Source organism: Bradyrhizobium sp. 23 (assembly GCF_023073295.1).
GTDB lineage: Bacteria > Pseudomonadota > Alphaproteobacteria > Rhizobiales > Xanthobacteraceae > Bradyrhizobium > Bradyrhizobium canariense_D.
This window is the reverse complement of record NZ_JADPJF010000037.1, coordinates 151,320-165,905: the sequence shown is the minus strand read 5'-3', so window position 1 is coordinate 165,905 and position 14,586 is coordinate 151,320. Positions and strand designations below refer to the sequence as shown.

The window sequence follows — 14,586 nt, the reverse complement described above, 5'->3', positions numbered from 1 at the left end:
TCGCCGGGCGCTCGGAACGGCAGGACATTGGGAGGCGTTTCCACTGGCGGTTCCGGATCGGTTGGATGTGAATTCGCGTCGGGTGTGGGTTCGGGCAGTTCAGCTTCAGGCTCAGGTGCGGGCGGCTCGATCGGCGGAGGCGGCGGCTCTGGCTCGGGCTCCGGCTCGACCACATTGGCGGACAGGCTTTGCGGCGCCGCCGGTTCGGCCAAAAGCTCAAAACGCCTGAGCGCATCGAGCCGGTTGAGGCCGTCGAGATCGCGGCAGACGCCAAATCCCCTGAAGCCCGCGAAATTGCGCTCGCCGTCATAAACCGGAAGTCCGGCAAGCTCGACCGGCAGATGCTCGCCGCCATCGGCCGGCCAGTTCACGGTGATCCCGGCCCAGGTGTCCTTGCTCGCAAGCGCCTGCGCCACGCGGCTCTCAGGATCGAGCGCGAAGGCGTCGGCGATCTCGCGCCAGGGGCGGTCGAAGCCGGCGGCGGTGCGCGCACCGATCAGGTGGATGAATTCGTCGGACAGAAGCACAAAGCGGCCCTCTGCATCCGCCTTCCAGAGGAAGCGCAGCGGATGCTGACGCGGTGCGGGCGGCTCTTCGTGGCCCGACGGCGGCTCGACCATGCCGGTTACGGTCGGCGCGGCCTGCGGCGACACCATGGCTTCGGCCGAGTTTTCAACCGGAGTCTTCGGTTCGACCTCGGCGCGCGCTTCGGCCGCTTGCTCGACGGCTTGCTGGATCGAGACGATCTCGGTCGCCGGCTCGCTTACGGGCGGTTCGTGCGCGATCGTTGCTTGCGGCGCGTCGACCGGCTCGGCGAAGGCGTCGAACAGCGCGATCTCTGATGGCGCCTCGTGCGACGGCGCCGCTTGCACATCCTGCGGTACGGCGGCTGGAGCAGCGGACGGCGCAGCCTCATGCTGAGCGATGTCTTCTCGGGCGATCTCTTCGCGCGCGACCTCTTCGGCGGCCTCGGACTCGACCTCATCAGTCGCAGCCGCCGCCTGCTGCACGGCAGGCTCGATCAGCGCGACCAGGCCGACATCGGCCCCGCTGCCGACCCGCTGCAGCACCATCTGGCCGATGCCGATCGGCGTCTCGGCGCGGCCAAGGCTGAGCGCATCGCTGCGCGCCTGTTCGAGGCCGCCCTCGGTGAGATCGCGGAAGCCGAGCAGGGTGCGGGCCGTTTCGCTGGCCCCGACGAACAGGCCGTCGGGTGCGAACGCCGCCATCGGCGTCTTGGCGCCGTCGACCAGACGAAGCAGCCGCTCGACCAGCGGCATGGTGCGCAAGCCGGGGTCCATCGCGGTGACCAGCACGGCGCGGCCGCCATCGGCGAAGTCGAGCCGGGCGCAGGCGCAGGTCATCAGAGTGCCCAACCGCGCGCCGAAGCCGCGCAGCCGTTCGAGCCGGATCGCGCCGTTCGGAGGCAGCCGGCCGGCAAGCCGGATGATCTGGCGGCGGTGGCTGTCGGCGGGCCCGAAGGTCTTGTCTGCGAGCGCCGTGGCATGGGCCGCGCCGAACAGTCTTGCCCCGACCGGATTGGCCCAGAGCACGCGCGTGCCGTCGATCGACCACAGCCAGACGGGCAGCGGCGAGGTCGCGTGCACGGCCAGCCGGGGATCGCCCACGCCTCGCAACTGGAAATCCGAACTCGTCATCCGACCGGCTTCGCGTCCCGCTTGTGCGCATCAGGCTGCCGGGAATGACAGCCTTAAGAAAGGGTTAGTATCGCCCGCAGGGCCGGGCAGGTCCACGGCCGAAGCCTATGCGCCAAGGCCTAAAGCCGCGATAACCTTAATGTCCCTGACCCCGCAAGCCGTAGCCCGTTCGCATCCCCATTCTTCGAGATCCCCGCGTCCGCAGATACCCATGCCGCCCAGCCTCATCCTGAGGAGATCGCGCAGCGGTCGTCTCAAAGGACGAGGCGCGCGCTCAGGCACCACCTGATTACCTCAACCACCGGTTCCCCATACCGGGAACCTCATCCTCCCCGCGATTAAATTTGCGCAATGCACCCCAAAACCCGTTGCGTTGCACAATGTTGACATCTTAGGCAGGCATGGTCTCCGCGCTGGGCGAGCCATCATTCGTTTTGTGTTTCCAGTCTTCGCACCCGTCACCCGGTTGGCCGGCGGGCGCGCCTGAAGGCTCACTCCGTTTTTTCATTAGTGTGAGGGACAAAGCATGACAGGTACGACTGATCCATTCTCCGCCTCCGTCATTCCGTTCGAGGTTCCGGAGCAGATGCGTGCGTTCGCCGAAAAGGGCGTGTCGCAGGCCCGCGAGAACTACGCCAAGTTCAAGGACGCCGCCGAAACCCACAACGGCACCGTCGAGGCCGTGTTCGCGTCCGCCCACAAGGGCGTCAGCGAATACACCGCCAAGCTGATGGAGTTCGCGAAGGCCAACACCAAGGCCCATCTCGACTTCACCCAGGAGCTGTTCAGCGTGAAGGCGCCGCAGGATGCGTTCGCGCTGTGGACCAACCATTCCAAGACGCAGCTCGAAACCTTCCAGGCCCAGGCCCGGGAGCTCGCCGAGATCACCCAGCGCGCGGCCACTGCCGCCGCCGAGCCGATCAAGGCCTCCGCCGCGAAGCTCTACCCCGCCGCCTGATCTGGCCGGGTCGTTTGAATTAAGAAACCCGGGCCTAGAGCCCGGGTTTTGCTTTGGAAATAACCTCGTTTGCGGGACGTTTTGAGGGTGTTGCGGCCTTGCCAAAAACGCCCGTTGCACCTAGTTTCCGCCCCGTCCAGCCCCCCTCGGTGACCGGCCCTATCAAGGGCGCCCCTCGGGCGGCTCGCAAGGATGCAGTTGTAGCTCAGTTGGTTAGAGCGCCTGTCTGTGGAACAGGAGGTCGGTGGTTCGAGCCCACCCAACTGTACCAGCGGTGCAATTCTCAGACACCTTAAGCCCCGGCACATTTGCGTCTTGAGAAGACCGATGCAGATCCGACCGGGACAAAGATCACTATCGTTGCTCATTATCTTGAACGTTCAAGCGCGTCCGGGGCAGTCCGGGAGCCCAGTTTTGCTCAGCGATGGGCGAACCATCGCAGCGATGATAATCGGCAGTTACGCTCCTAGGGCAGGTGGCGGCATCAGCTTGGGCGGTGTTGACCCTCATACCTTGCATCAGACCACCCACGCGATTTCCGCTGAGTACATTCGCGAGTTGCAGTCATGACCTTCGATTTCGAAAATTCTACGTCACTTGATTGGATAGGAGCGCTTCCGGCCGCTCATGCAAAGACTATAGAAGCGATGCTCTCCAATGGAAACGAGCTTAGAGGAAATCGGTCAGAATTGGCTGTCCAGGGTCGGTCCCGAGAACACCTTCCCTTTTGGAGCAAGTAGCGGGTCGCATAGTTTTTTCCGTCGAGTGATGGAAGAGGTGCGCAAGTTCATTGCGGAGACCCCTCTTACAAGGACTTGCGCAAAAAAGATCGAGAGCCTCACTAACAAGCATAAGGTTGAAGTCGTAGGCGCCATAGCCGCTGGAATTGGCTCTGTCGTTGGTTTATCGGCAGTTGTCTTGGTTCCTGTGGTCGGCATTGCACTTGCAGTAGCTTGTCGGATCGGCGTGAACGCATATTGCGCCGTACCACAGCCTGCAAGCGAGGCGACAAGCGGACAGAGGGGCACATAGACAAAACGCCGCAATAGCAGATTGCCGCTTGAGACGTGGGGTTAGTCGACCTGCCAGGTTACCCATAACAGTGCACTAACCTCTCGATCCCAGGGCACTCGTTTTCTGTAATCCCAATTTCACGCACTGTAACCGGAATCTCTTTTGTTGCAGCGCGTTTAGGTTGCGCTTCCCCGTACGTTGCGGTTGGATGCACGGCTGGGGGAATAGAACATGCGAGTTTTGGGAATCGTAGCGCTTGGCGTCGCGCTATGTGGTTGCGCTTTTCAGCGCGCCGAAATCGCCCAAGATGCACGAACGCAAATGGTAGGCATGTCAAAGGAGCAGGTGCTCTCTTGTATGGGCGCACCGGCCAACAAAGCGGCCGAGGGCGCGACCGAGGTCTGGGGCTATGATTCCGGCAATGGCATGGAGGTCGCCAGCGTCAGCGGCGATCGGTACGGCGCCACCGCGGTCAGCTCACGTCGCTTTTGCAAGATCAATGTGGTGTTTGCCGGCGGCCAGGTCTCTTCAATGAACTACACCGGCCCAACTGGCGGTCTCCTAACTGCCGGGGAGCAGTGCGCTTACGCGGTGGACGCGTGTGTGAAGACGCGGCAATAGCCCAGGTCCTAATTTCACGCCCACGGACATCCGAACACCGAAGCGTTAATCTGCCAAGCCCCTTTCGGGGCGCCTTGGCGCGCGCCTTCTGTTAGAACCTTCGGATGGCTCGCCTCCCGCCGCAACGCGGTGCTGCTCGCCGTCGCGTTTCTCGCTGGCTGGGCCGTCTATCGTTGTTCACGTAAGGAAGCGCCGGTGTCATCGCGGCCGGAGCTGCGGCTTTCGTCGCCTATCGCCTAGGAAGCTCCCAAGCTGAGGCGGCTCGCCTCCAGGCAGAAGTTGCCAAACAAAACTGGCAAACCGAGAATGAGCGCGTCGTGCTAGAGCTGTTCGACTGCCGTATAGCAATCTTTGAAGCAATAAGACATGTGGTAGCCAAGACCATGTCCTCCGGACAACCAGACGATGGCACACTTTATGAGTACGCGGAGGCAATCGAAAAAGCGCCGTTTTATTTTGGACCAGACGTCAACGAATATCTTGAGCGCATCCGAATTGTGATCATCGATCTGATGGACTCGAACTCTGCAATCAAACTACACGACCCGGCTGGCCCGAAGCTGCACTATGATCGAATGAATGAGCTGAACGAGTATTACCGGACTGCTCCCAAGCTGTTTGGCCCCTACATTCAGGCGCATCAAAAAGTTGGGAGTTGGCAATCTTAGTCCTTGGTTGCAATTTGCTCTCGTCAAGGTCGGCTGGGCCGCCTATCGCTGGCTTTAAGCTCGGGGAATAAGCGAATGACCGACAAGGCACCGTACGAAGGCGCGATTGAAGAAAGCGCAAAAGCCGCCAGCAAGGCGCTGGACCTTGTGAAGGCCAGTTCTCAGCAAATCGCCGATGTTTACGGTATTCTGATTGGAGACCCGCTCCACGCTGCACGGCACCGGCGACTGGATGCAATAACCCGGCGAACACAGGAGATATTGCGGGAGCGCGACGCTAAGACGACCGAACTGCCAGAGCAAATCGCTATACCGTTGCTGGAAGCAGCCCAGCAAGAATCTCGCACGGAGATGCAGGAGATTTGGGCAAGACTTTTAGCTAATGCGATGGACACCGATCGTGCCGCGGATGTCCGACCCGAGTTCGTTGCTGCTCTCCAGAAGCTGCAGCCGCTTGATGCACTTCTATTGCAAGAGGCTCGCGCGCTCGTCCAAAACCCCAATCAGGCAACTGTTGATCCAAAAATCTTTGCGGACCGATTGAGTATTCGCGAGACTCTAGCGGCTGTTTCGATCGAAAATTTGGTAATTGCTCGCTGTTTGTCGCGGCATCTTTCTGGTCAAACCGACTACTACAGGTTAGCTGGATTCGGCATCGAGCTGTTGCACGCATGCCGACCTTGAAATTCGGCGCTCAGTTAGCCTGTACTTGAAGCCCGCTCATACAGTGCTGGGGCAGTGCGGCGCCGGACAAGTCGGCCAGCCGTTCCTTTTAAAACTCTTGGGGTTACGGTGACGCAAAACTCCCGATGCGGGGAGTGCCCATCCGCAACGCTGCTTAAAGTGAGTTTTGTGCGCGGTCACCGTAGCTCCCCCGTTCGCAATGCGCTATCGGTAGCGAGCCAAAAGACGTTCATGGACAAGCAAGCCGGGCGAAAAAGATCGTGAGTTTCTTCGAGCGTCTCAAGACAGCAGCATCCGTTGAGTGGCGGGCTTACACCGAGCATCCCTTCACGAGCGGATTGGCAGACGGCTCGCTCCCCGAAGCGGCGTTTCGTCACTACCTCGTTCAGGACTATTTGTTCCTCATCGAGTTTGCTCGCGCCTACGCGCTCGCGGTCTACAAGTCGCCCCGACTTGCCGACATGCGTGAAGCCGCGGCCGGCCTTTCGGCTATCCTCGATGTCGAGATGAACCTGCATGTGAAGCTCTGCGCCGATTGGGGTCTGTCCCCGGCCGACCTTGAACAGGCCCCGCCGGCGGCCGAGATGCTGGCCTATACACGCTACGTGCTCGACGCAGGAATGCGCGGCGATCTGCTGGCGCTCAAGGTGGCGCTTGCCCCCTGCGTGATCGGGTACGCGGAGATCGCAACGCGGCTCGCCTCGCTCCCCCTCGCGGACGCTGCGACGAACGCCTACCGCGTCTGGATCGCCGAGTATGCCGGCGCGCCGTACCAGGAGGTCGCTGCCAAAGCGCAGGCGCACATGGAGCATCTCGCCGATCTCTACGCCACACCGGCCCGCGAGGCAGAGCTGATTGCGATCTTCAAGGAAGCCACCCGACTCGAGGCGGACTTCTGGCAGATGGCCTGGCGCGCGGGCCAGCGTGTTCAATAACTCTTTCGGCAGTCAGGTTCACAGCCTGAACGTCATACAATTCGAATTACTATGACAGTGCACCAAACTCACCAACGTCAGGCGACACTAACAGAACCTCACCACGCGTCACGCAATCATCGCCTTGATCTGCGCAGTGTCCGCAAACTCGATCAGCTCGATGATCTTGCCGTCCTTAAATCTGAACAGATCCAGGATCTCGGTGCTTGAAGCCTGCCCGGTCGGGCGGTATCGAACGACGAGGCGGGAATGGACGGCGACGCGATCTCCGTCGACCAGCTCAGCCAGGATTTCGCGACCTTCGAAGCCGAATTCATCAATCAATCTACTGAAAGCTCCACGCAGGGTCGGGTGCCCTTGCATGCTCCCTGTCAGTGCGAGCGCGCTCTTGTCGCCCATCAAGGTGAACAAGCCCTCGGGATGAAAGGCTGTCACCAAGCCCTCGGCGTCACCGCCATCGCGTGCTGCGTAAGCGCTTCTGATCGCTGCCAGTCTCTCTTCACGCTGTCCCATATCACCCTCCCTGCAGGACGTATCAAGTCAGCCTAGCGACCTTTGCGTGTAAACGCAAAATCATCAGTTGAGGGGGGCGAAGGCTCAGCACGCCACGAAGCAGGATCGGTCGCTTTCGTTCCCCCATTTCAGGAGAAATCGGCGTCGGGCAACGCCGAACCTTTTCACGACCTGGAGTGTTTGTGTTGCGGCAGGACTGACAACGCTGAGGAGCTCAGACATGAACGGCATTATCTATTTGGTCGGACTCGTCGTCGTGATTGGTGTGGTGCTCTCGTTCCTGGGCCTGCGCTGATTGTATTTGGGAGGTGGTGCGGCGCACTCGCCAAGCCGCCGACCACCTCACCTCGCCACCACCCACACCACCACCGGCAACGTCACCGCCGCCAGCAGCGTGCCCGGAGCCACCGCAACTGACACCGGGTTCACCCGCCGCTGATACTGCACGGCGAAGATGTACGTATTCGCGCAGGTCGGCACCTGCATTGGGTCGAGCGCGCATACCACCAGGATGCTCGGCTTCTCGCCCCCTCGAAGCACGAAGCCACAGCTCCGTCGGGAAATCAGTCTGCCAGCTACCCGCCCCATCACGGCGTCGGGGCGACCACATCCTTGAAGTCAGACAAAGCGCGAATGGCTGCCGTTCTGTTCAACACAAATCGCTTCACTTCCTCTTGCTGGCTCGAACTCAAATCCGTCCAGTGATGTTTTTCAGTTGGGAAGCTGATCAGAAGGCCTTCGCTGCGGTGCTGTGCGACTTGGACAGGAACAACGTCATCAGGTGTGTCGACGAGATACTGGTCTGACGGATGATTTTCGGCTTTGAGTGTTCCGGATTGCACCTGATTGGATACCTCGGGAATACCCAACGAGAAACCGAGCGCCTTCAGATCGAAGACCAATGAGCCGGGATGAGTATCGACGCTGACGAACTGGAGAAAGCTGGTCTGCGACTTGGTCACGCCGGTTTTAAGATGACCGTGAACGACCCGCACGAGCTGGCCTTCCGATCCGTTGATCCAGTCTTCGAAGTCCATGAGCGGCGTCGTGAACACGACCGGCTTGCCCACTTGCGCATCCCGCAATTGTTTGGGATCGAACTTGTCGAAGCTCACGGGCGACACCTTGGGCACCTTCTTGAACATGCCGGCACCGATGGTCAGATCACCGCCGATAATCGGCCCAAAAAGCGAAAGTTCGCGCCCTGTACTCAAGTTCTTGATCTTCACGCGGAGCAAGCTCGATTTGACGCCGATACCCGAGGCGCCAAAGAGCGCTGCGATTTTCATCTCCCAGAAGGTGCTCGGCGCATAAACAAGCCGAGGCGGACGGTGCACCTTCTTGTAACCGCCCGTACCTGTCCAAACCAGGTCGACCATGAGGACGACACTGCGATCGATGGCGGCGTTATCTTCGCCGGCCGTCGGAAACGGTTCCGTGCTCCCGACTGCCTTTTGGCCAAGCGCGACGGGCAATCCCGGCAGCTGCATTTTGACGATGGGATCGACCTGGTCGAAGATCGTTTTCGCCCTGAATTCCGATAGGCGTTGGTTCAGTGCGGATGCCGCCGCCTTCGTGCGGGCACCTCTCCAGCGTCGGCTGGCGTGACCAACGCATGTGATGCGGACCGAAACCGTCCCATCTTTGGGAATGCCCATGGAACTGCTCCTTTATTGCAGATCTCTTTTTGGTCAGTTGAGCGTTTGGACCGGTTCAATGCGCCGAAATGGATTTATCACGCGTGTGCTGTCAGGGGTTCCACGCAGATCACACGGCTTTGGACAGCGACGACAAGGTGTCGCCACGAACGCTGATATGCGGATTGCGTTCGATGCCAACAGCTGGATGACATCAAAGAAGTTTTGCTCCAAGCGAGTTATCGCGCACAGCCTGCCTCACCTCGCCACCACCCACACCACCACCGGCAACGTCACAGCCGCCAGCAGCGTGCCCAGCGCCACCGCGCCCGATACCGGGTTCACCAGCCGCTGATACTGTACCGCGAAGATATACGCATTGGCGCCGGTCGGCATCGCCGCAAACAGCACGACGACGCCGGCCGCGAGTGGCGGCAGGTCGAGCATCCTTGCCAGCGCGAAGGCGGCCGCCGGCATCGCCAGCAGTTTGAGCGCGCTCATCACGACCACGCTCAACATCTCGCCCTTGACCTCGAACCTGAACAGATTGATGCCGAGCGCGATCAGCGCCGCCGGCGATCCCGCCTGCGCCAGCAGCTCGACGGTCCGGTCGACGACGGGATGCAGGCCGAGGCCGGTGAGGCGCCAGACGAGGCCGAAGCCGATCGCGAGCATGATCGGGTTGCGGGCGAGATCGCGCAGCACCGGCAGGATCAGCGACGCGGCAGAGGCGGTCTGCTTGCGGTCGACCAGCTCCATCTGCAGCGTGCCGCAGAGCCAGAGCAGCGGCGTGTTCACCGACAGGATCAGCGCCATCGGGCCTGCCGCCTCATTGCCGAGCGCCGAGAGCGTCAGGGGAATGCCGAGCATCACGATGTTGCCGTAGACCGAGCCGATCGCGAACACGACGCCGTCCTCGCGGTCCTCGCGCCGCTGCCGCAGCAGCGCCGAGAGCAGGAGCGCCGCGATCCAGGTCAGCGCGAGCGCGCCGTAATAGGCGCCCCACATCCGCCACGGGCTGACGCCGGAAAATTCCGAGACGACGATGGTGCGGAACAGCAGCGCGGGAATCGCGATGCTGAAGGCGAATTCGCTGATGCCCTTGTGCGCGGTCTCCGAGACGAAGCGAAACAGCACCGCGGCATAGCCGGCCGCGATCAGCGCAAACACCGGCGCGACGATCAGCACCGTGGTCATGCGCCGCTACGACCCCATCTCGATGATCCGGCGCGCCATCCGCACATTGGCATAGTCGATCATCTTGCCGTCGAGCGTCACCGCGCCCTGGCCCTGCGCCTCGGCGTGCTCCATGGCCGCGACCACCCGCCGCGCGTGCGCGAGCTCGGTGTCGGACGGGACGAACGCCCGCAGCGTCGGCTCGATCTGGTCGGGATGGATCACCTGCTTGCCGTCAAAACCCATCGCAGCCGCCTTGAGCGCGCTGCTTTCCGTCAGTCTGCCATCCCGGAACGCGCCGCACGGACCGTCGATGGCGCGCAGGCCGAACGCGCGCGCCGCCACCAGCAGGCGCATCATCGGATAGGCGAACAGATCGAGCGGGGCGGTGGCATAGCCGCTCTGGATGGAGCCGACATGGCGGTAGTCGTCCGGCGACGCGCCGATTTCCGAGGAGCGGGCGCCGATCGACGCCGCGAAATCGCCGACGCCGAGATGAAGGGCGGCGACGCTGTCGTGCGCGGCCGCGAGCGCGTCGACATTGACGAGACCGAGCGCAGTCTCGATCAGCAGTTCGAGCGCCACAGGCGAGGGGCGATCCGGCGCGGCGGCGCGCAGCTGATCGGCAATGGCGGCGATGTCGCTCGCGCGCTCCGCCTTCGGCACGATCACCGAATCCAATCTGGGAAGCGCAGCGAGCGTGCCGATTTCCTGCGCGATGAAGGGGCTGTCGACGGCGTTGAGCCTGACGGCGACGACCTTGTTGCCCCAATCCAGCGAGGATAGCGCCCGCGCAGCTTCCTCCAGCGCCGCGCTCTTCTCGGAGGGCGGGACGGCGTCCTCGAGATCCATAAACACCGCATCCGCGGCCGAGGCAGCCGCCTTGGCGACGAGACGGGAGCGATGCGCCGGAACGGCCAGATAGACCCGCGTCGGCCGCTGAGGGGCCATCGTCATGTCTCCTTTGCGAGACCGAGTTCGCTGAGGATGGATTGGTTGTGTTGCCCGACGTCAGGCACGGGATCCATCCGGGGCGACAGGCCGGGAATGGTGAGAGCCGGCAGGAAGCTCATCACCGGGCCGCAACGAGATCCCACCGTTTGCACCCGGGAGCGGGCGCGGAGCTGCTCGTGCTCCAGGAAAGCCTCGACCGAATTCAGATGCGCGTTGGCGATCGAGGCCTCGTCGAGCAGCCGCAGCACCTCGTCACTGGTCATCGCTGCAAAACGCTGCTCGATATGGACCTGCAGATCGTCCCTGTTCTGCATGCGCAGCGGATTGCTGCGGAAGCGGGGGTGGTCGGCAAGGGCCGCCTCGCCAAGCACGACGGCGCACAGCGATCGCCATTCCCGGTCGTTCTGGATGCCGAAGAAAATCGTGTTGCCGTCTCCGACGCGGAACGGGCCATACGGCGCTATCGTTGCGTGCCTTGCCCCGGTTCGCGGCAGTGGCCGGCCCGTACTCTGCGTATAGAAGGCGGGATAGCTCATCCAGTCCGTGATGGAATCGAACAGCGAGGCCTGGAAGGCGGTGCCCTTGCCGGTGCGCTCGCGGCGATATAGCGCCATCAGCACGCCGTTGAGGATGTACATGCCGGTGGCGATATCGACCACCGACAGCCCAACCTTGGCGGGCTCCGCCTCGGTGCCGTTGATGGCGAGAACGCCGGCCTCGCACTGCACGAGGAGATCGTAGGCCTTCTTGTCGCTGTAGGGACCGCCCGCGCCATAGCCCGACACGTCGCAGGCGATGATCCGGGGATACTTCCGCAGCAGCGATGCGGCATCGAGGCCCAGCCGCTCCGCCGCGCCGGGCGCCAGGTTCTGGATGAAGACGTCGGCCTGCGGCAGCAGGGCCTTGAGCACCTCCTGGCCTTCAGGGCTCTTGATGTCGATGGCGAGGCTTTCCTTCGACCTGTTGGTCCAGACGAACTGGCTGGACATCCCGTTCATCACGTGATCGTAGTCGCGGCAGAAATCGCCGTCGCCCGGCCGCTCGATCTTGATGACGCGCGCGCCCCAGTCCGCAAGATGCCGGCTGGCAAGAGGAGCCGCGATCGCCTGCTCGAGCGAGACCACCGTCACGCCGGACAGCGGCAGCTCCGCCTCATGTCGCTCCATGCAATCGTCTCCGCTCCCGCTCACGCTTTTGTCCAGCGCAGGAGACAAGCCGACCACCCCACGCACGTTCTGTGATGATGGCATCATGCTCCTGTTTTGCCCGACGAGTCAAACCTCATTTCGTAAAATCCGCAAATCGCGATCCGCAAAGTTCAATCGCCACATGGACTTGGCTACTGTGCATGGGGTTGTTTTCGCGTTTTTTGTTTTGGGGGTCCCTGTTGCCGAGACCGCACACGTCCCGCCTTTCGCATCTCCCCTCGGTTGCCAACGAACCCCCGTTCACCCACTATCGTCTCCGACTCGACATTTGGGGGATCGATGCCGGCGTTCCGCTTTAAGAAATCCGTGAAGACATACACGGCTGCCGCGATCACGGGGATCGCCCTGGCCGTCCTGATCCAGCCGGGTGAAGGCTTTGCCTACTCCCAGGAGGAGCAGCAGGCCTGCACGCCGGATGCGATGCGGCTGTGCGGCGAGTTCGTTCCGAACGTCGACGCCATCACCGCCTGCATGATCCAGAAGAAGTCGCAGCTCTCGCCGCAGTGCCGCGCGTTCTTCCGGCCTGGACCGGAGCCGGGCATGGCGGCCGCGCCCCGCGCCGGCAAGCCGACCAGCATCGCGCCCAGGAGCTCGGGCCGGACGGCGAAGAAGAGCACCAAGCCGGCCAAGAAGAAGAAAGCCAGCGAAGGCTGAACGCGGGCGCCGCGTTCCCTTTTTGAAACTCGATCATGCCCGGGCCACAGCGCGCAGTGCGTTTGATGTCCCGGGCATTTGCGTGTCCAGCCCTCGTTCGCTCGCCCCTTGAGTCAAACTGACCCAGGCATCAGCCCCACACCAGCCACCGGACTCCTTTTGTTCGCCTCGGCGTGCGGAAGCTTGCGATAAGGCAGGACGGAAACGGCTAGCGAAACGGATTGCGCGGCGAGGTTGCATTCCGCTTCGTCCTGCCAAGGCTGCTCAAAAAACGCACGATTGCTGGCGTGAAGGTGTTGCGATGCAGCTCGCACCCGTCGTCGCACGCAGTAGTGTGACTCAAAAGCCAACGCGCTTTGTTATTTCATGGCGCCAGCATAACTTATGATAAATTTTTCTTTCCCGAATCACCGCGGTGATTCATTTTCGCCGCCTGGGGTCAATCTGGAGGCAGAGGTATGAACGTTATTGTTTTTGCATCGCGTAAAGGTGGCTCAGGCAAGAGTACGCTGGCCGCACATCTCGCCGCGCAGATCAAGGCGACCAAGCCGATCCTGCTCGTCGATGCGGATCCGCAAGGCTCGCTCACGCTGTGGCACAAGCTGCGTGGCACCAACGAACCGCCGATCAAGTCCGCGGTGAACTCGGTCAGCGGCATCGTCTCCGCGGCCAAGCGCGACGGTTATGAATGGGTGTTGATCGACACGCCGCCGAACCTGTCGGCCGTCGTCGACGACGCCATCCGCAACGCCACCATGGTGGTGATTCCCGCCCGTCCCGGCGTGTTCGACGTCAACGCGGTGCAGGAAACCATCCAGATGTGCCGTGCGGCACGCAAGCCCTACGCGGTCGTGCTCAACGGTGCGCCGGCGCGCCGCGACGAGTCCGAAAGCCCGATCGTCACCATCGCCCGCGAGGCGTTGGCGAAGTTCCGTGCTCCGGTGTGGGGCGGCCAGATCACCAACCGTTCGGATCTGCTGATGGCGCTGAGCCACGGCGAGGGCGCGCGGGAATATCAGGCCGAGAGCCGTGCGGCGCAGGAAATCGCAAGGCTGTGGGCGGCGATCGAACGTTCGGTAAAGGCTATTCGCGGCACGGCGTCGGCGTCCGGCGCAATGCACAAGCAGGCGGCGTAATTTTCATAAATCATTCCCCGGACGAAAAACGCGCGGACATCCGCGCGTTTTGCGTTTTTGGGCGAGCACGATCCGGAAAAGTGTGAAGCGGTTTTCCGATAAGATCGTGCTCAAGAAAGTGGATGGAAGTTACGCCACCATCAGCATGTAGAACACGATCACCGGCGACAGAGTGAGGATCACCGACCAGATGCCGGCGGCCCACAGAATGTCCTCGGTGGTAAAGCCCTGCTGTCCAGCGTCGTAATGCGACGCCATCTCGTTATGACTATTCACAAACGCCCCCGCGATTTCTTCGCTTATGGGCATGAACGCTACACGGGATATTTTAAAATTCCGGGTCGCAGTTTCGCGCGCTTTTGAACACAGCTGCTACCACGAGTTAACCATCGCGGCGCGCTGGCATCACGCCAGCCAGACTCGAAACACCAGCACCGGCATCAGGCCGAGCATCACCGCCCAGAAGCCGAACGACGACACCACCACAATTCCCCGCAAGAAATCAGCCGACGCGAACATGTCTGCCGCCGTCGGGCGGATGCGTTGCCCCATGATCATTCCCCCATTTGAAAAGACTTTGAATGAAGACGATAGGCGCGTTTGCGTAAACGAGCCGTGGATGCGCCATGCGGCAGCAGCGAAGGCCGTTGGGGCGGGGTTAACCACGGTGCGTCTTCCCTTCTCCCGCAAGAGAGAAGGGAAGCCTGCCGGGAGAGGTGAAGCATCTAAGCCGCGACTTGCATCCGCCGTTCGATCTCGCAATCGAGCTG

The 14,586-nt window shown here is 61.9% G+C and carries 16 protein-coding genes and 1 tRNA gene; 8 read left to right on the top strand and 9 right to left on the bottom strand.

Going from position 1 to position 14,586, the window contains the following annotated elements; translation table 11 throughout:
• Positions 1-1,658, bottom strand: a 1,658-nt coding sequence (locus tag IVB32_RS06785) for a PAS domain-containing protein (protein ID WP_346731092.1), incomplete at its 3' end; no start/stop codon positions are given.
• A gap of 526 nt (positions 1,659-2,184) precedes the next feature.
• Between IVB32_RS06785 and IVB32_RS06780 the strand changes: the two genes are divergently transcribed.
• The 6 genes from IVB32_RS06780 (at position 2,185) to tenA (ending at position 6,538) form a co-directional block, all read left to right on the top strand.
• Entirely contained in the window at positions 2,185-2,616 is a 432-nt protein-coding gene (locus IVB32_RS06780) for a phasin (RefSeq protein WP_018453573.1), read from the top strand.
• Positions 2,617-2,810: 194 nt separating this feature from the next.
• Positions 2,811-2,887: transfer RNA gene (locus tag IVB32_RS06775), tRNA-His, on the top strand.
• Positions 2,888-3,960: 1,073 nt separating this feature from the next.
• Positions 3,961-4,251: a hypothetical protein gene (locus tag IVB32_RS06770; RefSeq protein WP_247384727.1), complete on the top strand. Its 291-nt coding sequence runs from the start codon at positions 3,961-3,963 to the stop codon at positions 4,249-4,251.
• A 317-nt stretch (positions 4,252-4,568) separates the two neighbouring features.
• Positions 4,569-4,919, top strand: a complete 351-nt coding sequence (locus IVB32_RS06765) for a hypothetical protein (RefSeq protein WP_247296209.1) — start codon at positions 4,569-4,571, stop codon at positions 4,917-4,919.
• 75 nt (positions 4,920-4,994) lie between these two features.
• Positions 4,995-5,603: an Abi-alpha family protein gene (locus tag IVB32_RS06760; RefSeq protein ID WP_247296207.1), complete on the top strand. Its 609-nt coding sequence runs from the start codon at positions 4,995-4,997 to the stop codon at positions 5,601-5,603.
• A 260-nt stretch (positions 5,604-5,863) separates the two neighbouring features.
• Positions 5,864-6,538 carry a thiaminase II gene (gene tenA / locus IVB32_RS06755; protein ID WP_247296205.1) on the top strand — a complete coding sequence of 225 codons (675 nt, stop codon included), beginning with the start codon at positions 5,864-5,866 and terminating at the stop codon, positions 6,536-6,538.
• A gap of 108 nt (positions 6,539-6,646) precedes the next feature.
• Here tenA and IVB32_RS06750 read toward each other — a convergent pair whose 3' ends face one another.
• The 6 genes from IVB32_RS06750 to IVB32_RS06725 all read right to left on the bottom strand — a co-directional run bounded on the left by IVB32_RS06750 (position 6,647) and on the right by IVB32_RS06725 (position 11,984).
• Positions 6,647-7,051 carry a nuclear transport factor 2 family protein gene (locus IVB32_RS06750; protein WP_247369013.1) on the bottom strand — a complete coding sequence of 135 codons (405 nt, stop codon included), beginning with the start codon at positions 7,049-7,051 and terminating at the stop codon, positions 6,647-6,649.
• Between the two features lie 342 nt (positions 7,052-7,393).
• Positions 7,394-7,537 carry a hypothetical protein gene (locus tag IVB32_RS06745; protein ID WP_247296202.1) on the bottom strand — a complete coding sequence of 48 codons (144 nt, stop codon included), beginning with the start codon at positions 7,535-7,537 and terminating at the stop codon, positions 7,394-7,396.
• A 101-nt stretch (positions 7,538-7,638) separates the two neighbouring features.
• Positions 7,639-8,709, bottom strand: a complete 1,071-nt coding sequence (locus IVB32_RS06740) for a hypothetical protein (RefSeq protein WP_204512338.1) — start codon at positions 8,707-8,709, stop codon at positions 7,639-7,641.
• 237 nt (positions 8,710-8,946) lie between these two features.
• Entirely contained in the window at positions 8,947-9,885 is a 939-nt protein-coding gene (locus IVB32_RS06735) for an AEC family transporter (RefSeq protein WP_247296200.1), read from the bottom strand.
• A gap of 6 nt (positions 9,886-9,891) precedes the next feature.
• On the bottom strand, positions 9,892-10,815 hold the full coding sequence (locus tag IVB32_RS06730) for a CoA ester lyase (RefSeq protein WP_247296197.1): 924 nt from the start codon (positions 10,813-10,815) through the stop codon (positions 9,892-9,894).
• Positions 10,816-10,817: 2 nt separating this feature from the next.
• Positions 10,818-11,984 carry a CaiB/BaiF CoA-transferase family protein gene (locus IVB32_RS06725; RefSeq protein WP_247296195.1) on the bottom strand — a complete coding sequence of 389 codons (1,167 nt, stop codon included), beginning with the start codon at positions 11,982-11,984 and terminating at the stop codon, positions 10,818-10,820.
• Positions 11,985-12,305: 321 nt separating this feature from the next.
• Between IVB32_RS06725 and IVB32_RS06720 the strand changes: the two genes are divergently transcribed.
• Entirely contained in the window at positions 12,306-12,680 is a 375-nt protein-coding gene (locus IVB32_RS06720) for a hypothetical protein (protein ID WP_247296193.1), read from the top strand.
• A 458-nt stretch (positions 12,681-13,138) separates the two neighbouring features.
• Positions 13,139-13,816 carry a ParA family protein gene (locus IVB32_RS06715; RefSeq protein WP_007596685.1) on the top strand — a complete coding sequence of 226 codons (678 nt, stop codon included), beginning with the start codon at positions 13,139-13,141 and terminating at the stop codon, positions 13,814-13,816.
• Between the two features lie 129 nt (positions 13,817-13,945).
• Here IVB32_RS06715 and IVB32_RS06710 read toward each other — a convergent pair whose 3' ends face one another.
• Together IVB32_RS06710 and IVB32_RS06705 are read right to left on the bottom strand one after the other, a co-directional pair.
• A complete protein-coding gene (locus tag IVB32_RS06710) occupies positions 13,946-14,125 on the bottom strand; it encodes a hypothetical protein (protein WP_007596684.1) in 180 nt (59 codons plus the stop codon).
• Between the two features lie 96 nt (positions 14,126-14,221).
• Positions 14,222-14,586, bottom strand: a 365-nt coding sequence (locus IVB32_RS06705; protein ID WP_247410030.1) for a hypothetical protein, incomplete at its 5' end; no start/stop codon positions are given.

Bases quoted from the DNA above. Each gene is read 5' to 3' on its own strand.
- IVB32_RS06710 (WP_007596684.1), bottom strand. From the start codon at position 14,125: ATGCCCATAAGCGAAGAAATCGCGGGGGCGTTTGTGAATAGTCATAAC.
- IVB32_RS06720 (WP_247296193.1), top strand. From the start codon at position 12,306: ATGCCGGCGTTCCGCTTTAAGAAATCCGTGAAGACATACACGGCTGCC.
- IVB32_RS06780 (WP_018453573.1), top strand. From the start codon at position 2,185: ATGACAGGTACGACTGATCCATTCTCCGCCTCCGTCATTCCGTTCGAG.
- IVB32_RS06740 (WP_204512338.1), bottom strand. From the start codon at position 8,709: ATGGGCATTCCCAAAGATGGGACGGTTTCGGTCCGCATCACATGCGTT.
- IVB32_RS06745 (WP_247296202.1), bottom strand. From the start codon at position 7,537: ATGCAGGTGCCGACCTGCGCGAATACGTACATCTTCGCCGTGCAGTAT.
- IVB32_RS06730 (WP_247296197.1), bottom strand. From the start codon at position 10,815: ATGGCCCCTCAGCGGCCGACGCGGGTCTATCTGGCCGTTCCGGCGCAT.
- IVB32_RS06770 (WP_247384727.1), top strand. From the start codon at position 3,961: ATGTCAAAGGAGCAGGTGCTCTCTTGTATGGGCGCACCGGCCAACAAA.
- IVB32_RS06715 (WP_007596685.1), top strand. From the start codon at position 13,139: ATGAACGTTATTGTTTTTGCATCGCGTAAAGGTGGCTCAGGCAAGAGT.
- IVB32_RS06725 (WP_247296195.1), bottom strand. From the start codon at position 11,984: ATGGAGCGACATGAGGCGGAGCTGCCGCTGTCCGGCGTGACGGTGGTC.
- IVB32_RS06760 (WP_247296207.1), top strand. From the start codon at position 4,995: ATGACCGACAAGGCACCGTACGAAGGCGCGATTGAAGAAAGCGCAAAA.
- IVB32_RS06735 (WP_247296200.1), bottom strand. From the start codon at position 9,885: ATGACCACGGTGCTGATCGTCGCGCCGGTGTTTGCGCTGATCGCGGCC.
- IVB32_RS06750 (WP_247369013.1), bottom strand. From the start codon at position 7,051: ATGGGACAGCGTGAAGAGAGACTGGCAGCGATCAGAAGCGCTTACGCA.